This window comes from Micromonospora sp. NPDC049523 (assembly GCF_040676775.1).
In the GTDB taxonomy this organism is placed as follows: domain Bacteria; phylum Actinomycetota; class Actinomycetes; order Mycobacteriales; family Micromonosporaceae; genus Micromonospora_G.
In genome coordinates this window covers 113,427-133,115 of sequence record NZ_JBFAPP010000010.1, presented here as the reverse complement: position 1 = coordinate 133,115, position 19,689 = coordinate 113,427, and the positions used below count along the sequence as shown (strand labels likewise).

Genomic DNA, 19,689 nt, shown 5'->3' with positions numbered 1-19,689 from the left:
TGGCTATTCTCGCAGCGTGGACGCCATCTCGCAGTCCTTCCGAGCACCGTTGCGCGACCGCCTGCCGCTCCCGGTGTGGACGGCCCTGGCCTGGGCCGGGGTGCTGGTGTTCCCACTCGTCCTGGCGGTCACCGTGGTCAACGGGTCGAACGACGGTCTCCTGGGCCTCGACCTGCTGGGTGTTCCCCAGCGGTACCTGCTGCCGGCGATCACCGTGGCCCTGCCCGCCACGCTGCTGCGCCGCCAGCCGCTGGTCACCCTGGGGTTGACGCTCGTCAGCCTCGTCGTTGTGACGACGACCCTGCAGACCTCGCAGCCGGGCTACGCGGCCGACCTGCGCAACATGCACCTGCTGGCGATCGGCGTCGCCGTGGGTTTTGTCGCCGCGACCCGTACCCGTCGGGTGTCGGTTGTCGCGGCCGCCCTGGCACTCGTGGTCCAGCTCGGCAGCGGCCTGGTCATCGGCGGCTTCGGGCCGGCCACGCGGCCGGAGGTGCCCACCCTGGCCCTGCTCACCGCCTGGATGATCGGCAACTCGGTACGCACCCGCCGCCGCTACGCCGAGGCGGTACGCGCCCAGCACGCCGCCCAGGCGGTCACCGCCGAGCGCCTGCGCATCGCCCGTGAGCTGCACGACATGGTCGCCCACAGCATTGGGGTGATCGCGATCCAGGCCGGTGTCGGTAGCCGGGTGATGGACACGCAGCCGGCCGAGGCCCGCAACGCGCTCCGTACGATCGAGGCCACCAGCCGGGAAACGCTCGCCGGACTGCGGCGGGTGCTCGTCGGCCTGCGCCGCGGCGGCGAACAGAACGAGGCGGACCCGCCACCGCCCCCGGCGCCGGGACTCGACGACCTGGACCGGTTGGCGGCCACCACCTCGAAGGCCGGTGTCCGGGTCGAGGTGCGGTGGCAGGGGGAGCGGCGCCCGCTACCGGCCGACATCGAGCTGTCCGCGTACCGGATCGTGCAGGAGGCGGTGACCAACGTCGTACGTCACGCGGGGACGCCGCGGTGCCGGGTCACCGTCGACTACCGGGACGAGGAACTTCGGATCGACATCACCGACAGCGGTCGGGGCTGTCCGCTGCCCGGCACCGGCTACGGCATCACCGGGATGCGGGAACGGGTGGGTCTGCTGCACGGCGAGTTCACCGCCGGGCCGCGCCCCGAAGGCGGCTTCCAGGTGACGGCGGCGCTGCCGCTGCCCGTGCCGGCCCGGTCACCGGGGCGGCTGCCGTGACCGTACGCGTCGTGCTCGTCGACGACCAGCCGCTGGTCCGCTCCGGCCTGCGGGTGCTCATCGCCGACACCCCCGACCTGGACGTCGTCGGCGAGGCCGGTACGGGCACCGAAGCGGTCCGGGTGGTCGGTGAGGTGCGGCCGGACGTGGTGGTGATGGACATCCGGATGCCCGACATGGACGGGATCGAGGCCACCCGCAGGATCACCGCCGGAGCGGGAACGGCACGTGTGCTCGTACTGACCACCTTCGACGAGGACGAGCACGTCTACGGCGCACTCCGGGCCGGGGCGAGCGGATTCATGGTCAAGGACATGGCCCTGGACGACATCCTCGCCGGGATCCGGGTCGTCGCCGCCGGGGACGCCCTGATCGCGCCGAGCGTCACCCGCCGCCTGATCGCCGACTTCGTGGCCAGCCGTCAGCCCGCCGCCCGGCAGCCGAGGCGACCGGTCGTGGGCATCACCGACCGGGAACGGGAGGTGCTGACCCTGATCGGCCGGGGGCGGTCGAACGGGGAGATCGCCGACGAGCTGTACATCACCGTGGCCACCGCCAAGTCGCACGTCGCCCGGCTGCTCAGCAAGCTCGGCGCCCGCGACCGGGTGCAGCTCGTGATCACCGCGTACGAGGTGGGGCTGGTGGCGCCGTCCGACTGAGGCGGGTCACGCAGAGCCTTCGGCGGCGGTTCGGGCGGGCGTCGAACCTTTCGCCACCGGTTCCCGTACCTCCGGGCGGGAGGTCGACCAGGATGACCGTACGTCGAAAGCTCTTCGTCTTCGCCGCCGCGAGTGTGGCCGCGGCGCTGCTGTCCGGGCTGCCCGCCGGGCCGGCTCTGGCCCACGGGGCGCCGGGTAACCCGCTCAGCCGGTCGGCGGCGTGTGGCCCGGAGGCACCCCGGACCAACGGCTCGGCCGCGTGCCGGGCCGCGGTCGCCGCCGGCACCGTCGTGGAACAGTGGGACAACGTACGGGTTGCCGGGGTGGACGGACGCGACCGGGAGAAGATCCCGGACGGCAGGTTGTGCAGCGGCGGCGTCGCCAAGTTCAGGGGCCTGGACCTGGCCCGGGCGGACTGGCCGGCGACGAAGCTCAAGGCGGGTGCCGAGTTCACCTTCACCTATCGGACCACGATCCCGCACGAGGGCATCTTCCGGTGGTACGTCACCCGCGACGGTTACGACCCGACCCGGCCATTGGCCTGGTCCGATCTCGGTGAACGCCCGTTCCTGAGCGCCACCGACCCGCCGCAGACCGATGGCGCGTACCGGATGCGGGGCCGGCTGCCCTCCGGGCTCGCCGGCCGGCACGTGATCTTCGCGATCTGGCAGAACACGTCCACTCCGGACACCTACTACTCCTGCTCGGACGTGATCTTCGAGGCCGGTTCGGGACCCACCAGCGCCGCTGCCCGGCCCGGCGGTGCCGTCTCGGCGAGCGCCCGCCCCGGCACCGCCGCCTCCACCGGCGCCAGCCCGGCGACCGTGACCGGCATGGGATCACCGGCCGATCCGCCCGGTGCCGGCGCGGGTACGGCCGCCGCCGCGACGACCACCGACGGTGGCGGAGCGCTCTGGTTCGGCCTGGCCGGGTTCCTGCTCGCGGCCGGGGTGCTGGTCCCGGTGGTGCTGAGGCGGCGGTCCCGGCGTACCGCACGGCGGGTGTCACGGGCGCCGGCCTGGCCCTCCTGACCCTCCGTTACCGAAACCGGGGGCAGCGAATAGGGAATGTCCCGGAGTTTCACTAAGATCGCTGTTTGTGTCGGGTGTGGATGCGCATTTTCCACTGCCTGGCCGGGCCGACGGCCCGGCCGAGTTCGTGGCCCTCTTGCAGCAGCTCAAGGAGCGGTCCGGGTGCACCTACCGGCAACTGGAGGAACGGGCGGTCAGCGCCGGTGACGTCCTGCCGCGCAGCACCATCGCCGACGCGCTGCGCCGGCAGTCGGTGCCGCGGCCGGAGGTGGTCGCCGCCTTCGTCCGGGCCTGCGGCGCCGGCCCGGAGGAGGTCGAAACCTGGCTGACGGCCCGGGACCGGATAGCGTCCGCGAGCCCCACCCCGTCGACGCCCTCGGCTCCCGTCGAGCCACCGTCACCTGCTGCGAGCGAACCACTGCCACCGGCAACGAGCGAATCGCCACAGCCGGCGCCGACCGGACCACCACAGCCCGATTCGGCGGCACCGGGTACGCGGTCGACTTGGCTGCGCCAGCTCGTGGTCCTGCTGACCACTTTCGCGGTGCTCGCCGCGGTGGCCGGTGGGGCCTGGCTGCTGTCGCAGGCGCGGCCGGGCGGGCCGTGGTCCTCCGATGGCGGCACCACCTTCCCGCCCGACGATCCTCGGCCCACCGCGTCGACGGCCCGCCCGGAGCTGTCCGGATGGGTACGCATCCGCGTCGCCGACCGGCCGGACCGCTGCGTTTCCGAGGGCCGCGAGCACACCGGCCAGTACCCCGCTGCGGTCGCGGTCCAACGGGCGTGCGCCGGAGCCGAACCGCCCCAGACCCTGTTGCAGCGGGTGGGCGGCGAGCACTACTTCATCAAGTGGGTCCATCCGGTGGAGGGGACGGGGTGCCTGACCGTGCTCACCGGCGGGTCGGTGGTGGGGGACATGCTCGAACCCTGGGATGACTGCCGCGAGGACCGCGCCGCCCAGCTCTTCCGGATCGAGCCGGTCGACCTGCCGGTAGCGGGCGGCTACCGGCTACGGCCGGCCTACACCGACCTCTGCCTCGGCTTCCCCGACGGTGGGCCGGGCTCGGGCGCGGAACTGCTCCGGGAACCCTGCACCGGCGCGGCGGAGCAGGAGTTCCTGATCGAGTTGATCTCTCCGACCGCTGTTCCGGGCCCCACCGGCTGAGCCGGTTTTCCGTACGGGCGGCTCAGCGCTGCCCGGCGAGGACTTCCCGGGCGATGAGGTCACGCCGGGTCGCCTCCGCTTCCGCCGCCTCCTGCTCGGCGGCCTCGCGGACGTCGTACGCGGAGCGGGCGGCGGCGATCTCGTTCTGGTGCCCCTCGGTCCAGGTGACCAGCGCGCGGATGGTCTCGTGCAGGGTCGAGCCCAGCGGCGTGAGTTCGTAGTCGACCCGGGGCGGCACGGTGGCGTGCACCGTACGGCGCACCAGGCCGTCGCGTTCCAGGTGCCGCAGCGTACGGGTGAGCATCCGCTGGCTGACGCCGTCGATCGACCGGCGTAGCTCGGTGAAGCGCAGGCTGCGCCGGTCGAGCAGGGTGATGACCAGCAGCGACCACTTGTCGGCGATCCGGTCGAGGATCTGCCGGACCTCGCAGTCGGCCCGGGTGTCCCACTGGAGGACCTCGTGGTCGTCGGTATCCGCGCAGTAACCGGGGGACATTGAAGTGCCGCCTTCCATGCCTACCGATGGTGCCTGACGATGCTGTTGGTTACAAGAGGGAACCGGCAGTCGTCGGAAGAACCGACGCCGGTCCCGCCACACTCGTGAGGAGTTGGCTGGTGTCCATATCGAATCGCCGGATGGACGGTCGTGCCCGAGCCGTGCTCTTCGTGCTCTGCGGCGCGATCTTCCTGGAGGGGATCGACGTTGCGATGCTCAACGTCGCGCTGCCGTCGATCCGGGCCGACCTCGGGCTCAGCACCGGGATGCTCAGCGGGGTGGTCAGCGCCTACGTGCTCGGGTACGGCGGTTTCATGCTGCTCGGGGGCCGGGCCGCCGACCTGCTCGGCCGACGGCGGATGTTCCTGCTCTGGCTCGTCGTCTTCCTCGTCTTCTCCGGCCTCGGCGGTTTCGCCACCGAGGGCTGGATGCTGCTGGTGGCGCGGTTCGTCACCGGGGTCGCCGCGGCGTTCCTCGCCCCCGCCGGGCTGTCGCTGGTGACCACCAACTTCCCCGAGGGGCCGCTGCGCACCAGGGCACTGGGCATCTACGCCGGCATGGCGGCCGGCGGCTTCACCCTCGGCCTGGTAGCCGGCGGCCTGCTGACCTCGATCGGGTGGCGGTGGGTGTTCTTCGCCCCGGTCATCCTGTCCGCGCTGATCCTCGCCGCGGCCATCCCGCTAGTCCGTGACTCGGCACCCCGTGACCCGGGACCGAGGCAGCGCCCGGCGGGCGGGTTCGACCTGGCCGGTGCGTTCGGCATCACCGGTGCGATGTTGTTGTTGGCGTACGGCGTGGTCCGGCTGGAGCGTCCGGGTGACGGCCCGGCCGGTACCGTCGCCGCGTTCCTCGGCGGACTGCTGCTGCTGGCCCTGTTCGTCTCGATCGAGCGGCGGTCGGCCAACCCGCTGGTACGCCTGGGCATCCTGCGCAACCCCGCCCTGGTACGCACCAACCTGGCCGCCCTGCTCTTTGTCGGGTCCTTCGCCGGCTTCCAGTTCCTGGTCACGCTCTACCTCCAGGAACTGCGCGGCTGGAGTGCCCTGCAGACCGGGCTGGCGATGCTGCTGATCGGTCTCGACGTGGTGCTGTCGCCACTGCTCACCCCGCGCCTGGTCGACCGGTTCGGCAACGTACGGGTGCTGTTCGGCGGGCTGCTGCTGGCCGCCCTGTCGTACGCGCTGTTCCTACCGGTCGGGCCGGACTGGACGTACGCGGCGATGGTGCCGACGATGCTGCTGCTCGGTCTCGCCTTCTCCCTGGCGTACGGGCCGTTGACGATGGCCGCCACGGACGGCGTACGGGAATCCGAGCACGGTCTCGCCGGGGGCCTGCTCTACACCGCTATCCAGTTCGGCACCGCGCTCGGCCTGTCGGCGGTGACCGCCGTCAACGTCGCCGCGCTCACCGAAGCCGACTCACCCGGCGCGACGCTCGACGCGCTCCGGGCCGCGCTGCTCGTGCCGCTCGTCCTCGTGGTCCTCGGCGCCGCGATCACCGCCTTCGGGCTGCGCTCCGGCAGGTCCACGGGGACTGCCGAACCGGTCCCGGCGCACCAGCCCGCGGCGGCGGGCACGGTGGGAGGTTAACCCGCCACCGGGCGTGGGTACGGGTCTGCGGTATGAGTGCAGAGAGCAGTGACCGCAGGCAGGTCGAGCGGCGCGCCGAGTACCTGCTGCCGGAGGAACGGGCGGCCGGCAGCGAGGACCCGCTGGCACAGGCGGAGGCGATCCTCACCGAATCCGACCGGCGTACCGCGGGGCTTCCGGCGGGTCCCGGATCGGTTGTCGAGCACCGTACCTCGGACCAGACGGTGAGCCCGACGGACTGAGTTCGTGCCTTGCCCGGTGGTACTCGGTGTCGCTTTGATGGCCGACTGGCGGGTAAGCCCGGATCGTCGTAGTCTTCCCGCGGTTCGGCGCGGTGCCGGACTGTCTAAGGAGGACAAAGGGATGCTGGGACTCGAGAAGAAGCTCTCCAAGGCGTGGGAAGGCAAGAGCGCCCAGGAGATCGCCGACGCACCGGTCACCGCCATCGAGGGTGTCTCGGCCGGCGACGCGGAGCTGCTGCTCAAGGCGTTCGGCATCAAGACGGTGCGCGACTTCGGCACCAACAAGTACTTCCGGTGGGCCGAGTCGATCGTGACCCTGGCTGACTGAAAACGCTCGTACGCCCGACGGTGAGGTGCCGCGCCGTCGGGCGTACGACGGCCTACCCGGCGGCCGACCGGACCGCCGGACCCGGCTTTCAAGGCTTCACGGCTGGAGCCACCAGGGGCTGGAGTAGGCCACGCCCCAGTCGTTGCAGGGGTGGCCGGCGGGACCAGGGCTCGGGTTGGCCTGGGTCGGGTCGGACACCCGCAGCACCACCCAGTTGCCGTCGGCGAGATCGAGCGGGACGGTGAACCGGGTGACCTGACCGGCGACGGTGTCGACCACCAGCGGCACGGTGGGCGCGTCGCTGCCGGGGCGCAGGACCTGGACCCGCAACGGTTTGCCGACCCATTCCGGACCCCGGTCCAGGTCGATCTCGAAGCTGACGTCGCCGCGGATCACCGGGACCACCCCGCCCATGCGTACGCCGTTGGCGGTGGCGTCGAGCCGTAGGCCGGAGACCCGGGTGGCGAAGAAGCGGCGGGCACGCATCGCGGCCAGCACCTCCTGCCGGGTGTTCTGGGTGACCCAGAGACCGGTACGCCCCTTGCCCTCCGGGAAGCCCCAGTTGGTCCCGTGCTCGTCGGACACCCCGGTGAGGCCTGGGCGCCAGCCGGCGTTCAGGCAGGCCACGAGCGGTGACGTCTGCCCGCTGCCCCAGCCGTCGAAGAGGTAGTCGTCGCCCCGGTTGAACATCTCCAGGCCGATCATCGGCTCCCGCACACTCGACGTGTAGCGGAAGTTGTCGAACCGGCCGATCTCGCGTCCGGGGTGGTTGAAGCCGGCGACGCCGCCGGAGCCGGCGATCCAACTGTAGAGCCGGCTCATGCTCGACGACTGGAGCAGGTCGGTGTAGTTGCCGGAGAACCAGACGTTGACGTGGCCGAGCAGCGGGTGGGACCACTCGAAGCCCCGGATGGCGGTGTACTGGCCCGGGTCGTCGGCGGCGTCGGCGAGGGCGCCGGTGCGATCCCACTCCGAGCGGGAGAGCCCTTCGATGGAGAACAGCGTGGCGTGGTCGGTCAGCGCCGCGACGTCCAGGCCCGCGTCGCGCATCGAGGCGAAGGCGAGCGCCGGGTCTCCGTCGCCGTCGGACATCACGGTGTGGTTGTGCAGGTCGGCGTGGACCAGCGTGGTGCCCTGGGTCAGCCGCGAGGCGCGGGCGGCGCCGGTCCCCGCGGCCCGGGTCGGTCCGGCGGCGAGCGGTGCGGTGGCCGCCCGGGCGGTGCCGGGTGCGGCGGCGAGCGTCAGCAGCCCGCCCGCGGCGCCCGCGATCAGCGTGCGTCGGGTCGTACCGTCATGGCGGTGTCCGGTGTCCGGATGGTGGTGAGTCATGCGGGACAGTGCATACGACGGCCGGCAACGGATAGATAGGCGCAGTTGTCCGTCCGGTGAAGTCTGTCAATCGCTTACCCCGTGCGCGCGGGGCCGTACGCCGGAGGTCAGCGGCGGATCGCGGCGTCGACCAGCGTCTCGGCAACCGTACGGGCGGCGGCACCCGCACCGGCGTTGCCGTCGAGTTGGGCGGCGACCGAAGCCCCGTCGTAGAGCAGTACGAGTTGCTCCGCGAGCTGGTCCGGGTCGGCGACCCCGGCCTCGGCCGCGAAATCCCGGAACGTCGATCGGGTCCAGCCCCGTGACGTGGCGCAGGCCTCGCTGACCTTGCCGCCCGGTGTGGCCTCGGCGCTGGCGTTGACGAAGGCGCAACCCCGGAAGCCGGGCTGGTTGAACACGTCGGTCAGTGCGTCGAACACCGCGAGGATCCGGTCGCGGGGCGCCTCCACCCCGGCGAGCCTGCGAGCCACCCGGTCCTGCCGGCGGGCGAGCCGGCCCAGCAGGTACGCCCGGATCAGCTCGTCCTTGCTGCCGAACGCGTTGTAGAGGGTCGCCTTGGCGACCCCGGCGTGCTCGATCACCCGGTCGATGCCGACGGAGTGCACGCCTTCGGCGTAGAACAGCTCGTCGGCCGCTGCCAGCAGCCGCTGCCTGGCCGACGCCCTACCGGTGGTTGTCACGGACATGCTCCGAGATTACTAGACAGGTCGCCCTAGCCGAGGCGGAGTTTGAACATAACGGTCTGTCTAGCCGGCTTTGCGGGTGTGATTTCCGCTACGTGCCTGGTCGAGGCGCCGATGGCCCGGGTCTCCGGGACTCTTTATCTCGTAAGGTAATGTTCCTTCCGGGTATCACTTTATCCCGTACGGAATTATCTGCCGTGCTCGACGAGCCGAACCAGGAGACCACTCATGCCCGAGGTGACCCTGCCCGACGCAAGCACGATCGAGGTGGAGGTGCGCGGGACCGGACCGACCGTGCTGCTCCCGGTCGACCCCCGGCCCACCGAGGGGGCGGCAGCCGACGAGATGAGGCGCTGGGGCATGGATCCCACCCTGGGCCGGACCCTGGTCGACGGGCTCGCCGACACGTTCCGGGTGGTCGCGTTCGACTACGAGGGACACCTCAAGACGGACCCGAAACCAGACACCCTGACCCCGGACGCCATCGTCGAGGACCTGCTGACGGTGGCCGACGCGGTGGGCGCCGAGCGGTTCGCGTACTACGGGTACTCGTGGCTGGCGCTGAGCGGGTTGCAACTGGCTCTGCGTACCGATCGCCTGTCCGCGCTGGTCATGGGCGGCTTCCCACCGATCGACGGACCGTACGCGGAAATGCTCGCGGTCACCACCGCGACCCACGCGATGTCGCCTCCGGCCCCGACCAGCCCGCCCGCCGACCTGTCGGCGGCCCCGCCCGCCGACACCGCGCAGGACCCGACCGGGTCGCAGGCCTGGACGGACCCGGCCGACTTCGACTGGTCGTCGGCGGAGGTGACGCTGCCCGAACCGCAGACCCGGCAGTTTATGACCCTGTACCTGGCGCTGCGGACGTTCGACGACCGGGCCGCCCAGGCCGGCATCACCTGTCCCCGGCTCTGTTTCGTGGGCTCCGCGGACACCATCCCGTACGGCGAGCGCTGGGGTGGCGTGACCGTGGACATCGCCGGCCCGGTCGACAAAAGTCGGGCCGAGTTGGAAGCCCTCGGCTGGCAGGTACGGGTGCTCGACGGGCTCGACCACACCCAGGCGATGCAACCGGCGAACGTGCTGCCGATCCTCCGCCCCTGGCTCACCGCATCCCTCTCCCGTCGCTGATCCGCGTCGTCCTGCCGCCGCTCGGGTCGCTCGGGTCGCTCCGGCACAGGGCGCTCGAAGTATCTTGGTAGCTCCGCATCGCGCGGGCCGGACAGTCATCGGGAGGCAGCCGCGTCCAGGGAACCCGAGCGCAAGCTCATCGCCTCGAACAAGAAGGCGCGGCACGACTACGCGATCCTCAAGACGTACGAGGCGGGCATCGCCCTGCTCGGCACCGAGGTCAAATCGCTGCGGGCGGGCCGGGCGTCACTGGTCGACGCCTTCGCGCAGGAACTGGACGGCGAGATCATGCTGTACGGCCTGCACATCGCCGAGTACGCGTACGGCACCTGGACGAACCACCAGCCGCGCCGGACCCGGAAGCTGCTGCTCCGGCGTACGGAGATCAACAAGATCCTGGACCGGGTACGTGACCCCGGCCTGACGCTCGTACCGCTGTCGATCTACTTCTCCAACGGGTGGGCGAAGGTCGAACTCGGCCTCGCTCGGGGCAAGCGTTCCTACGACAAGCGGCAGACCCTGGCCGAGCGGGACGCGAACCGCGAGATCGCCCGGGCGCTCAGCCGACACCTCAAGGGCCAGTCCCGCCAGCGCGCCTGACCGTCCGCCCGAAGGTGCCCCCTCCTGCCCGGCATACCCGACAGCAGGGGGCACCTCCTGCCTTAGCGGACGGACCAGCGTTGGGCGGGGGTGGCGTTGCAGGTGTAGAGCTGGGCGACGGTGCCGTTGGCGGTGCCGCCGCCGGCCACCTCGACACACTTGCCCGAGGCGGGCACCACCATCGAACCGTCGGTGCCGAAGGTGAAGCGCTGCGCGCCGGTGCCGTTGCAGGTCCAGATCTGCACCTTGGTGCCGTTGGCGGTGCCGCTGCCGGAGATGTCCAGGCACCGGTTGCCGTACACCCGCAGCTCACCGCTCGCGGTCCGGGTCCAGCGCTGGTTCGTCCCGCCGTGACAATCCCAGATGTGCACCTGGGCGCCGGCCACGGTGCTCACGCCGGAGACGTCGAGGCACCGCCCCGACTGGGGGTTGACCAGTGACACCGGGGTGCCGACCGGTGGCACACCCGGCGGGGTCAGGCTGGCCGGCACGGACTGCAGGGCGGTGAACCACCGGGCCGCCATCTTGTCGTAGCCGGCGGCGTTCGGGTGCACCCCGTCGGCGAGGTCGGCCGTGGTCAGGGCCGAGAACATGTCGACCAGGTGGGTCTGCGGCCCCTTCTGCGCCACGATCCCGGGAATGGTGGCGTTGTACGCCTGCACCCGCGCCTGCAGGGTCGGGTTGGTCTCGGGGGTGATGGTGGCGACGAACAGTTCCACCGAGGGCGCGTTCAACCGGATCTTGTCGATCAACGCGGAGAGCCGGGCCGGCGCGTTCGGTACGTCGTAGTTCTGGTTCATGTCGTTGGTGCCGATGTGCAGCAGCACCGTACGCGGGTTGGTCGCCTGGAGCCAGGCGACGATGTTCGCGTCGAGTTGGTCGATCCGCCAGCCGGAGTGGCCCTCGTGGTCGTGGTCGCCGAGGCTCGCCGGCCCGTTGAAGCCGGAGCCGACGAAGTCCACGGTGTACCCGCTGGCGACGAAGCGCTGCCACAGGTTGATCCGGTAGCCGCCGGGGACGTTGAAACCGTCGGTGATCGAGTCACCGAGCGGCATGATCCGTACCCCGCCGTTGGACTCGGCCAGTGTCACCGGCGGTGCCTGGACGGTGGTTGCCTGCGCCGGGACTGCCTGGGCCAGGGCGATCCCGGTGGTGAGGGCGAGTCCGAGGCCGGCTGCGGCGAGCCGGCGTCCGTTCCATCGCATGGTGGTCCTCTCGTCGGTGCCGGCCGGGGGACGGTGGCGCGATTGCACCGCTGGGCGAGAGCGGAAGCGCCGGTACGGTCGGCTGTATCGAGACTTCGCGATGGGATCGATCCCACGCGAGAGCATCGGCGGCGCGGACCCGACGAACGCCGCCGCCACTGCGCCGAACGGTCCACCGGCATCGACGGCCGGCACGAAGCACCCCGCACCCGAGGCCGGGTCTTGCCGCGCACTGCCTAGCGGTCGGCCCGGGCAGCCGGGGTGGCGTACGCGTACGAGCGCAACCGGGCGTGCGGGTTCGGCAGTCCGTACTCGCCGAGCAGCATGCCGAAGTTGCCGAACTCCAACTGGTCGTACCGCCAGGTGTCGGGTGCGTCGGCGAGCACGCGTACCAGTCGTCTCTGGTCGGGGTCGAGGCTTTCGAACGGGGTGCCGGCCGGCACCGGACCGGACGGGAAGGCGTACCGCAGCGCCTCGCCGAGCACGGTCAGCGCCTCCACGGCGTGCACCAGCGGCAGCCGGGCCAGGTTGGCGGCGAACGCCGCATCGGCGTGCGCGGCACCGAGTCGACCGAGCGCCAGGGTCGCGTACCCGGCCAGGTCGCCATCGAGGTACGGGATCCGGTGGTCGGGCCGGCTGCCGCCACCGGCCCAGCGCAGCAGTTCGGCCGCCACCGCTGCCCCGGCCGACGAACCGTGCAACCGGGCGAGTGCGATCGCACCTGCCCAGCGGACCAGTGGAGAGCCACCGTCCAGCGCGGCGGACGCGACCCGGTCGGCGCCGTCGGCGTCGAGCAGTCCGGCGGCGACGACCGCGACCGCCGCCGGTCCCTCGTCCGTACCGGCCGCGATCTCCGCCAGCGCCGCGAGACTCGCCGCCGCGTGCTCCGGCGCCGCCGTCGCCGGGAACCACCCCAACGTGTACGCCACGATGGTGCGCAGGTCGGAGTCGTCCTCGCGGAGCAGGGCACGCAGCACCGGCAGGCCGTCGCGTACGGCCTCCCAGGCGGTCAGGTCGGCGTACGCGTCGATCCGGCCGTGGTCCTCCGGGGGCAGTTCCACGCCCTCCCGGTAGCGCCGCAACGCCTGCTCGCCACCGTCGGCGCGGGTACGGATGCGGTCCACGTCGATCCCGTCGGGCAGCCACGCCTCGTCGGAACCGATCGCGACCAGGACCAGGAACTGGGCGACCAGAACCCGGTCCGGGGTGGCCGGGTCGGCGACCAGGTCGAGCAGGAAGGGCACCGCGTACGCGCTCGCCTCGTAGCGACTGCCCTGGTGGACGAGGCTGCCCCACAGCTCGCCGAACGCCGCGTGGCGCACCGACTCGTCCTCGTCGGCCAACTCGCGCAGGTTCGCCGGTACGTCCTCGGCGGTGCCGTACGCGTGCCGCAGCTTCGACCAGTCGACGGCGTCGATTTCCGGTGACATCGCCCCATCCTGCCCCATCCGCTCACGCGGTCCACAGAGGATCGGAGGACGGCGAGCGACCCGTGTAGGGTCGCCTGCACGAGTGGCGACATCGTTTACGGAGGCTTTGGTGGAACGTCGTAGCGAAGATGCGCGCGGGGTCGATCTGCGTACCGACCGGGCGCACGGCGCGCGAATCTACGACTACATCCTGGGCGGCAAGGACAACTTCGCCGCCGACCGCGAGGCCGGCGAGGGCTCCTTGCGGATCTGGCCCGCATTGCGGGTTCACATGCAGGCCAACCGGTCCTTCATGCACCGGGTGGCGCGGTTCCTGGCCGCCGAGCGCGGGATCCGGCAGTTCCTCGACATCGGCACCGGGCTGCCGACCTCGCCGAATCTCCATGAGATCGTGCAGTCGGTCGACCCGACCGCGCAGGTGGTCTACACCGACAACGACCCGCTCGTGCTCACGCACGCGCGGGCGCTGATGGTCGGGACGGCACAGGGACGCACGGCCTACGTCGCGGCGGACATGCGTGACCCCCAGACGATCATCTCCGCGCCGGAGTTCCTGCAGACCCTCGACCTGACCCAGCCGGTCGGGTTGCTGCTGATCGCGATCGTGCACTTCATCGAGGACGACGCGGAAGCACTGCGGGTGGTGCGGCAGGTCGTGGACGTGCTGCCGTCGGGCAGCTACCTGGCGATGTCCATCGCGACCGACGAATTCGACCGGGTCCCGCTGGCCGAGGTCCAGCGGGAGTACAACCGGCTCGGCGAAACCCTCGTCTTCCGTGACCGTGCCACGGCGCTCGGGTTCTTCGACGGCTTGGAGTTGGTCGAGCCGGGGCTGGTCCAGGTGCACAAGTGGCGCCCGGACGGGTCCGAGGATCCGGGGATCGCAGACAAGGACATCGCCATGTACGGGGCGGTCGCGCGTAAGCCCTAGGTCGGTCCCGTGCCCGCGTGGTGAGGCCGCCGTCAACCCCCGGCGGCGGCCAGCAACTCCCGCGTCTGTTCGGCGGTGTGCGGGTGGTCGTGGCTGTCGACGTACCAGTCGAAGCGGCCGGAGACGCCCTCGTCGAGCAGCCGTCGGACCAGGCCCACGTCGTAGCCGTCGCCGGGTTGTCGCAGGTGCAGCGGCGGCGGGTAGAAGCAGTCGCCGAGCAGGAGTACGCCCGAGTCCGGCACCGCCACCACGGTCGAGTCCTCGGCGTGCCGTCCGCCGACGTGGCGCAGTTCCACCGCGGACGGCAGGGTGAGGGTGTCGTCGAATTCGGTGTGCGGCGGGATCACCGCGAAACCCGACCAGTCCGGCATCGCCCACGCCCGGCCCCGGTAGCTGGGGCCGAGCAGGGGGTTCGCCTCGACCTCGGCGCGCAGGTAGGCATGACTCCACGGGCGCAGGGCCTCCTCGGCCAGGATCCGTGCCCCGGCGCGGTGACCGATGACCTCGACCTCCGGCCAGGCGCAGGCGCCCCAGACGTGGTCCCAGTGGTGGTGGGTGTAGACCAACTGCCGTACGGCCGGTAGTCCCGCCGCCTCGATCGCGGACCGGATCCGGCGCGCGTGGCCCGGACTGTTACCGGCGTCGACCAGCACGCTGCCGGTGTCGTCGGCGATGACGGCGACGCCGCCCTGGACGTTGCCCGAGTCCTCGTCGTGGGGGTACCACCACACCCGTCCGGCGAGTTGCCGCAGCGACCGACCCATCAGCGCACGTTAACACCGGTGCGCCAGGTCAGCCTCGCTTCATCAGCCGGCCGACGGCGGCCATCATCTCGGTGGCCATCTCGTCGGCCCGCCCCTCGGCGGCGCCCTCGTGCATGCAGTGCCGGGCGTGACCGTCGAGCAGGCCGAGGGCGACCTTGTCCAGGGCCGCCTGTACGGCCGAGATCTGGGTGAGTACGTCGATGCAGTAGCGGTCGTCCTCGACCATCTTCTCGACCCCCCGGACCTGTCCCTCGATGCGTCGCAGCCGGGAGAGCAGCTGGTCCTTGCTGGCGGTGTAACCGCGGGTCGGGGCGGGGGCGGGTGTGGTCATCGGTCAACTATAGCTAACCCCCTGGGGGTATGTTACGGTCTCGCTGTTGATACCTCCGGGGGGTATATCTTCGGAGGTGATGGCGAGGGGGTCTGGGGAATGCGAGCCGACATGGCGACCGAGGCGGACCAATCGGACACCGAGCCGCATCACCACCACGAAGGGCACGGTGAGGCGGGCGGCGGCCACCAGGGACACGACAAGCACGCCGGGCACGACCCGGAACTGTTCCGGCGGAAGTTCTGGCTGAGCCTGGCGCTCACCGTGCCGATCGTCGTCACCAGCCACATGGTGATGGACTGGTTCGGCTACTCGATCGACTTCCCCGGCATGTCCTGGGTCGGCCCGGTGCTCGGCTCCGTCGTGTTCTTCTACGGCGGCTGGCCGTTCCTCGTCGGCGGCCTCGCCGAGGTACGCGACCGCGCGCCGGGCATGATGCTGCTGATCTCGATGGCGATCACCGTCGCGTACGTGGCCTCGCTCGCCACCAGCGCCGGCGCCTTCGACCTCGACTTCTGGTGGGAACTCGCCGCCCTGGTCACCATCATGCTGCTCGGCCACTGGCAGGAGATGAAGGCCATCGGACAGGCGCAGGGAGCCCTGAGCGCGCTGGCCGCGCTGCTGCCAGACGACGCCGAACGGGTCGACGACGACGATCGGGTCAGCCGCGTACCAGTGCCGGAGCTGCGGGTGGGAGACCTGGTGCTGGTACGCCCCGGCTCCCGCGTACCGGCCGACGGGCAGATCACCGACGGCCGGGCGGAACTGGACGAATCGATGATCACCGGAGAGTCCCGCCCGGTACGCCGGGAACCCGGTGACCGGGTGGTGGCCGGCACGGTCGCCACCGACTCGGCGATCCGGATCCGGATCGCGGCCGTCGGCGACGACACCGCCCTCGCCGGCATCCAACGGCTCGTCGCCCAGGCGCAGGCGTCGAGCGGGCGGGCGCAGGTGCTCGCCGACCGGTTCGCCGCGCTGCTGTTCTACGTCGCGCTGACCGCCGCCGTACTGACCTTCGGCGCCTGGGCCGCCTTCGGTGACGTCGACGAGGCCGTGGTGCGTACCGTCACGGTGCTGGTCATCGCCTGCCCGCACGCCCTCGGGCTGGCGATTCCACTGGTGATCGCGCTTTCCACGGCGGTGGCGGCGAAGGCCGGGATCCTGGTCAAGGACCGGCTGGCGCTGGAGCGGATGCGCACCGTGCAGGCTGTCCTGTTCGACAAGACCGGCACCCTGACCAGGGGCGTGCACACGGTCACCGGGCTCGCCGTCGCACCCGGCCAGACCGAGGACGAGGTACTCCGGCTCGCCGCCGCGGTCGAGGCCGACAGTGAGCACCCGCTGGCCAGGGCGATCGTCGCGGCCGCCGCCGAACGCGGTGCGCCGGCCACCGCGACCGACTTCAGGTCCCTGACCGGGCGCGGCGTCCGCGCCACCATCGACGGCCGGGAGTACGCCGTCGGCGGCCCCGCCCTGCTCCGCGAACTCGACGTACGGGTGCCGGCCGAACTCGCCGCCACCACCGATGGCTGGTCGGCGCGGGGTGCGGCCGTACTGCACCTGGTGCGGATGGGGGACGGGTCGGCCGAGGCGCTGGGCGCGCTCGGACTGGCCGACGAGGTCCGCCCCGAGGCGCGGGAGGCGATCGCCCAGTTGCGCCGGCAGGGCGTACGGAAGATCGTCATGATCACCGGTGATGCCCGGCCGGTGGCCGACGCGGTCGCCGCCGACCTGGGCTTCCGGCCGGGCGTGGACGAGGTGTTCGCCGAGGTGCTGCCCGCCGACAAGGACCGGGCGGTGGCCGACCTGCAAGCCCGTGGGCTGCGGGTGGCGATGGTCGGTGACGGGGTCAACGACGCTCCGGCGCTGGCCCGTGCCGACGTCGGGATCGCGATCGGTGCCGGCACCGACGTGGCGATCGAATCCGCCGGGGTTGTCCTCGCCTCGTCCGACCCGCGCGGGGTGACCGGCGTGATCCGGCTGTCGAAGGCGTCGTACCGCAAGATGTTGCAGAACCTGGGCTGGGCCGCCGGCTACAACATCGTCGCGATCCCGCTGGCCGCCGGAGTCCTGTCCTGGGCCGGCCTGACCCTCAGCCCAGCCCTGGGCGCCGTCCTCATGTCCGCCTCCACCATCGTCGTAGCCGCCAACGCCCAACTCCTCCGCCGCCTCCCCCTCACCCCCTAAACCCACTGCGGCGATCTTGCACTTGTGGTGGTGCAGAAACCCGGACCGGTAAGGCGATTCGGGCGCCACAAGTGCAAGATCGCCGGATGGGTCAGCGGGGGGCGACGTCCGTCAGGTTGGCGCCGGACGGCGGTGCGAACAGTCGCTCGTCCACGGAGTCGGAGAACTTCACCAGTTCGATGGAGGCGCGCTCGCCGGTGTTCGAGATGCCGGAGAACGAGGCCAGTACGCCGGACTCGGTGACGCAGACCGAGAAGTCCTGGAGCAGTTCGTCCGTACCGCCCTGGGGGTCCTTGATCCCGGTGACGTCGGCGCAGAGCGAGTCCTGTCCGGCGATCGTCTTCTCCGAGGTGTCCACATCGGTGTTCGGCACTATCGCGGCGGCGGCCACCATGCCCAGGGCCAGTTCGGGGGTGATGAACGCCGGTCCGGCGACTCCGGCGACCATCGTGGCGTCCGGCCCGGCGGAGGCGTTGTTCGGCGTCCGCTGGCACTCGCCGCCATCGCAGATGATCATGCTTTCCGGGGTGGTGATCAGCCGGCCGTCCCCGTTGCTCAGGACCGACCGGGGCGGCTGCTGGGCAAGGGTGATCGTGGCCTGTTCGGCGCCGACGATCGTGTACTCGGCGGTGTAGGTGAGTTCGGCGGCCTTACCGAGCCGGTCGGCGAACTCCGACAGCGCGCCCGCGGTGTCGACGGCGTTCTGCACGGTGCTGATGACGCCGCATCCGGCGCCCAGCGCGACAACGGCGGTGAGGCTGAGAAGCAGGCCGGCGACGCGGCCACGAGACGAGGTCATGCCAGTTACTGTGCGACCGGCGGCGGCTCCCCGACGGGTACGTCACCGTACGCGGCACGAATCCGGGAGAAGCACGCCTCACCCGACGGCAGTGGTCCGGGCCGGGGCCTGGGCACGAACCACTGCCGTCGGGCGAAGCGCTCCGGCCTCAGCCGCAGTGGTCGTTCCACTCGATCATGCGGATGTACTTGTTCCCGACGATGCCGCCCCAGTCGACACAGTCGTTCGGCGCGTACACGTACACCGGGCCGGCGTACTGGGTGTAGTTCCCCTCGTCGTCGATCCAGGTCCCACCGGAGCGCTCGATGCTCGCGGCCATGAAGTCCCGTACGCCGGGGGTGTTGGTGATGGTGACGACGCAGTTCCAGCCGTTGTTGTACGTGAGGAAGATGGTTCCTGCCCCGTTGCCGGCACCCATCGAGTCGATCACGCTGTAGCCACTGCCGCAGGCGCCGTTGTAGCTGGCGGCCTGGGCCGGAGCCCCGGTCACGGCAACGGCGGTGGCGGCCAGTGCGGCCACCGTGCCGACGCCTGCCAACCTTCGGAGAACGTTCATGGGGTTCCTCTCGTCGACGCCATGAGCCGTCTGCCAGGCAACCAGGCTCCGGACCGTGCCGACAGGTGGCGAATTGGCCACCATTTCCTCCCCGTACCCGGTGGCGGTTCGCTGCTCCGGCGACAGCGGGGCAGGCGACAATGCCACGATGAGCGGGCAGGCGGACCAGAGCGGACCGGACCACCACGCCGGCTCCTCGCCGCACCCGGTGCCGGCCTGGCGGCGCCGACATCCGGGGGAGCACCGGTGGCCGGTGACCCTGGTCATCGCCGCCGCGATCGTGCTGCAACTGGTCACCCCGCCACAGCTCGCGTTCAGCCCGAGGTGGCTGCTGCCCGCCGTCGAGGGAACGCTGCTGCTCGTACTGCTGGTGGTGAACCCGTTCCGGATGAACCGCGAGTCAGCCGCCGTACGCGTGGTCGAGCTGGCCCTGGTCGCGGCGGCGACGATGGCGGTGATCTGGTCCGCCGGCCGGCTGGTCATCCTGCTGGTGACCGACGCGGCCCGGCAGGACCCCGCGACGATCCTGCTCAGCGGGGCGGCCATCTGGCTCACCAACGTGATCGTCTTCGCGCTCTGGTACTGGGAACTCGACCGGGGCGGTCCGGCGGCGCGGGCGAACGTGCGGCGCCCGTACCCGGATCTGCTCTTTCCGCAGATGACCGCCGCGGACCTGGCGCCGGCCGACTGGCGGCCGGTCTTCCTCGACTACCTGTACGTGGCGTTCACCAACTCGACCGCGTTCAGCCCGACCGACACGCTGCCGCTCAGCCGCTGGGCGAAGACCGCGATGATGCTCCAGTCGGCCGTGTCGCTGCTGGTCGTGGCACTGATCATCGCCCGTGCGGTGAACATCGTGCACTAGCGGCGTGCCGGCGAGCGGCCCGGAACGACGCCCGTATCGATGATCACAGTCCGCGGTAATTGCGTTGAGTGATCCCGGATTTACCGCCAGGCTGGAGGCTCCGCCCACTACGCCCGGGA

Annotated in this window: 20 protein-coding genes and 1 pseudogene; 12 read left to right on the top strand and 9 right to left on the bottom strand. The window is 71.2% G+C overall.

The genetic code is table 11. The annotated features are described in order from the left end of the window. Window positions 1-16: 16 nt before the first annotated feature. From AB0J90_RS17815 to AB0J90_RS17800, 4 genes are all read left to right on the top strand, one after another. Entirely contained in the window at window positions 17-1,243 is a 1,227-nt protein-coding gene (locus AB0J90_RS17815) for a sensor histidine kinase (RefSeq protein ID WP_363597063.1), read from the top strand. After that, complete coding sequence (locus tag AB0J90_RS17810; RefSeq protein WP_363597061.1) at window positions 1,240-1,902, top strand: response regulator transcription factor; 663 nt, start codon at window positions 1,240-1,242, stop codon at window positions 1,900-1,902. Before AB0J90_RS17815 ends, AB0J90_RS17810 begins: the two co-directional genes overlap by 4 nt. A 92-nt stretch (window positions 1,903-1,994) precedes the next feature. Beyond that, window positions 1,995-2,933 (top strand): lytic polysaccharide monooxygenase, encoded by a 939-nt coding sequence (locus tag AB0J90_RS17805; protein ID WP_363597059.1) that lies wholly within the window; start codon window positions 1,995-1,997, stop codon window positions 2,931-2,933. Window positions 2,934-3,000: 67 nt separating this feature from the next. Beyond that, window positions 3,001-4,098 carry a helix-turn-helix domain-containing protein gene (locus tag AB0J90_RS17800; RefSeq protein ID WP_363597057.1) on the top strand — a complete coding sequence of 366 codons (1,098 nt, stop codon included), beginning with the start codon at window positions 3,001-3,003 and terminating at the stop codon, window positions 4,096-4,098. A gap of 22 nt (window positions 4,099-4,120) precedes the next feature. Here the strand turns inward: AB0J90_RS17800 and AB0J90_RS17795 are convergent, their stop codons facing one another. Next, window positions 4,121-4,594 carry a helix-turn-helix domain-containing protein gene (locus AB0J90_RS17795; RefSeq protein ID WP_363597055.1) on the bottom strand — a complete coding sequence of 158 codons (474 nt, stop codon included), beginning with the start codon at window positions 4,592-4,594 and terminating at the stop codon, window positions 4,121-4,123. Between the two features lie 119 nt (window positions 4,595-4,713). Between AB0J90_RS17795 and AB0J90_RS17790 the strand changes: the two genes are divergently transcribed. The 3 genes from AB0J90_RS17790 (at window position 4,714) to AB0J90_RS17780 (ending at window position 6,753) form a co-directional block, all read left to right on the top strand. Then, complete coding sequence (locus tag AB0J90_RS17790; RefSeq protein WP_363597053.1) at window positions 4,714-6,183, top strand: MFS transporter; 1,470 nt, start codon at window positions 4,714-4,716, stop codon at window positions 6,181-6,183. A gap of 32 nt (window positions 6,184-6,215) precedes the next feature. Beyond that, entirely contained in the window at window positions 6,216-6,425 is a 210-nt protein-coding gene (locus AB0J90_RS17785; protein ID WP_363597051.1) for a hypothetical protein, read from the top strand. Between the two features lie 121 nt (window positions 6,426-6,546). Beyond that, a complete protein-coding gene (locus tag AB0J90_RS17780) occupies window positions 6,547-6,753 on the top strand; it encodes a hypothetical protein (RefSeq protein WP_326559927.1) in 207 nt (68 codons plus the stop codon). A gap of 96 nt (window positions 6,754-6,849) precedes the next feature. On the opposite strand, the gene AB0J90_RS17775 is transcribed toward AB0J90_RS17780, so the two are convergent. Next, complete coding sequence (locus tag AB0J90_RS17775; RefSeq protein WP_363597049.1) at window positions 6,850-8,082, bottom strand: CehA/McbA family metallohydrolase; 1,233 nt, start codon at window positions 8,080-8,082, stop codon at window positions 6,850-6,852. Between the two features lie 107 nt (window positions 8,083-8,189). Beyond that, on the bottom strand, window positions 8,190-8,768 hold the full coding sequence (locus AB0J90_RS17770) for a TetR/AcrR family transcriptional regulator (protein WP_363597047.1): 579 nt from the start codon (window positions 8,766-8,768) through the stop codon (window positions 8,190-8,192). Between the two features lie 225 nt (window positions 8,769-8,993). Between AB0J90_RS17770 and AB0J90_RS17765 the strand changes: the two genes are divergently transcribed. Further along, window positions 8,994-9,899 carry an alpha/beta hydrolase gene (locus AB0J90_RS17765; RefSeq protein WP_363597045.1) on the top strand — a complete coding sequence of 302 codons (906 nt, stop codon included), beginning with the start codon at window positions 8,994-8,996 and terminating at the stop codon, window positions 9,897-9,899. A gap of 117 nt (window positions 9,900-10,016) precedes the next feature. Next, window positions 10,017-10,499 (top strand): annotated as a pseudogene (gene smpB / locus AB0J90_RS17760) (SsrA-binding protein SmpB); the annotation flags it as partial. 62 nt (window positions 10,500-10,561) lie between these two features. On the opposite strand, the gene AB0J90_RS17755 reads toward smpB, so the two are convergent. Together AB0J90_RS17755 and AB0J90_RS17750 are read right to left on the bottom strand one after the other, a co-directional pair. After that, on the bottom strand, window positions 10,562-11,704 hold the full coding sequence (locus AB0J90_RS17755; RefSeq protein WP_363597043.1) for a ricin-type beta-trefoil lectin domain protein: 1,143 nt from the start codon (window positions 11,702-11,704) through the stop codon (window positions 10,562-10,564). 236 nt (window positions 11,705-11,940) lie between these two features. Beyond that, window positions 11,941-13,134 (bottom strand): hypothetical protein, encoded by a 1,194-nt coding sequence (locus AB0J90_RS17750; protein WP_363597041.1) that lies wholly within the window; start codon window positions 13,132-13,134, stop codon window positions 11,941-11,943. A gap of 109 nt (window positions 13,135-13,243) precedes the next feature. Between AB0J90_RS17750 and AB0J90_RS17745 the strand changes: the two genes are divergently transcribed. After that, window positions 13,244-14,065 (top strand): SAM-dependent methyltransferase, encoded by an 822-nt coding sequence (locus tag AB0J90_RS17745; RefSeq protein ID WP_363597038.1) that lies wholly within the window; start codon window positions 13,244-13,246, stop codon window positions 14,063-14,065. A gap of 32 nt (window positions 14,066-14,097) precedes the next feature. Here the strand turns inward: AB0J90_RS17745 and AB0J90_RS17740 are convergent, their stop codons facing one another. Both AB0J90_RS17740 and AB0J90_RS17735 read right to left on the bottom strand, forming a co-directional pair. Then, window positions 14,098-14,829: an MBL fold metallo-hydrolase gene (locus AB0J90_RS17740; RefSeq protein WP_363597036.1), complete on the bottom strand. Its 732-nt coding sequence runs from the start codon at window positions 14,827-14,829 to the stop codon at window positions 14,098-14,100. A 28-nt stretch (window positions 14,830-14,857) separates the two neighbouring features. After that, window positions 14,858-15,160 carry a metal-sensitive transcriptional regulator gene (locus AB0J90_RS17735; RefSeq protein ID WP_363597034.1) on the bottom strand — a complete coding sequence of 101 codons (303 nt, stop codon included), beginning with the start codon at window positions 15,158-15,160 and terminating at the stop codon, window positions 14,858-14,860. A gap of 99 nt (window positions 15,161-15,259) precedes the next feature. On the opposite strand from AB0J90_RS17735, the gene AB0J90_RS17730 reads away from it, so the two are divergent. Next, window positions 15,260-17,350, top strand: coding sequence for a heavy metal translocating P-type ATPase (locus AB0J90_RS17730; protein WP_363597032.1), 2,091 nt, complete (start codon window positions 15,260-15,262; stop codon window positions 17,348-17,350). 91 nt (window positions 17,351-17,441) lie between these two features. On the opposite strand, the gene AB0J90_RS17725 is transcribed toward AB0J90_RS17730, so the two are convergent. Beyond that, a complete protein-coding gene (locus AB0J90_RS17725) occupies window positions 17,442-18,149 on the bottom strand; it encodes a hypothetical protein (protein WP_363597030.1) in 708 nt (235 codons plus the stop codon). 148 nt (window positions 18,150-18,297) lie between these two features. Further along, the gene (locus tag AB0J90_RS17720) at window positions 18,298-18,705 is read right to left on the bottom strand and encodes a spore-associated protein A (RefSeq protein WP_363597029.1); all 408 of its coding nucleotides are present in this window, start codon (window positions 18,703-18,705) and stop codon (window positions 18,298-18,300) included. A gap of 148 nt (window positions 18,706-18,853) precedes the next feature. Between AB0J90_RS17720 and AB0J90_RS17715 the strand changes: the two genes are divergently transcribed. Then, a complete protein-coding gene (locus tag AB0J90_RS17715; RefSeq protein ID WP_363597028.1) occupies window positions 18,854-19,570 on the top strand; it encodes a hypothetical protein in 717 nt (238 codons plus the stop codon). The last annotated feature ends 119 nt before the right edge of the window (window positions 19,571-19,689 follow it).

Bases quoted from the DNA above. Each gene is read 5' to 3' on its own strand.
- AB0J90_RS17805 (WP_363597059.1), top strand. From the start codon at position 1,995: ATGACCGTACGTCGAAAGCTCTTCGTCTTCGCCGCCGCGAGTGTGGCC.
- AB0J90_RS17795 (WP_363597055.1), bottom strand. From the start codon at position 4,594: ATGTCCCCCGGTTACTGCGCGGATACCGACGACCACGAGGTCCTCCAG.
- AB0J90_RS17785 (WP_363597051.1), top strand. From the start codon at position 6,216: ATGAGTGCAGAGAGCAGTGACCGCAGGCAGGTCGAGCGGCGCGCCGAG.
- AB0J90_RS17780 (WP_326559927.1), top strand. From the start codon at position 6,547: ATGCTGGGACTCGAGAAGAAGCTCTCCAAGGCGTGGGAAGGCAAGAGC.
- AB0J90_RS17775 (WP_363597049.1), bottom strand. From the start codon at position 8,082: ATGACTCACCACCATCCGGACACCGGACACCGCCATGACGGTACGACC.
- AB0J90_RS17770 (WP_363597047.1), bottom strand. From the start codon at position 8,768: ATGTCCGTGACAACCACCGGTAGGGCGTCGGCCAGGCAGCGGCTGCTG.
- AB0J90_RS17765 (WP_363597045.1), top strand. From the start codon at position 8,994: ATGCCCGAGGTGACCCTGCCCGACGCAAGCACGATCGAGGTGGAGGTG.
- AB0J90_RS17755 (WP_363597043.1), bottom strand. From the start codon at position 11,704: ATGCGATGGAACGGACGCCGGCTCGCCGCAGCCGGCCTCGGACTCGCC.
- AB0J90_RS17750 (WP_363597041.1), bottom strand. From the start codon at position 13,134: ATGTCACCGGAAATCGACGCCGTCGACTGGTCGAAGCTGCGGCACGCG.
- AB0J90_RS17740 (WP_363597036.1), bottom strand. From the start codon at position 14,829: ATGGGTCGGTCGCTGCGGCAACTCGCCGGACGGGTGTGGTGGTACCCC.
- AB0J90_RS17735 (WP_363597034.1), bottom strand. From the start codon at position 15,160: ATGACCACACCCGCCCCCGCCCCGACCCGCGGTTACACCGCCAGCAAG.
- AB0J90_RS17730 (WP_363597032.1), top strand. From the start codon at position 15,260: ATGCGAGCCGACATGGCGACCGAGGCGGACCAATCGGACACCGAGCCG.
- AB0J90_RS17725 (WP_363597030.1), bottom strand. From the start codon at position 18,149: ATGACCTCGTCTCGTGGCCGCGTCGCCGGCCTGCTTCTCAGCCTCACC.
- AB0J90_RS17720 (WP_363597029.1), bottom strand. From the start codon at position 18,705: ATGAACGTTCTCCGAAGGTTGGCAGGCGTCGGCACGGTGGCCGCACTG.
- AB0J90_RS17715 (WP_363597028.1), top strand. From the start codon at position 18,854: ATGAGCGGGCAGGCGGACCAGAGCGGACCGGACCACCACGCCGGCTCC.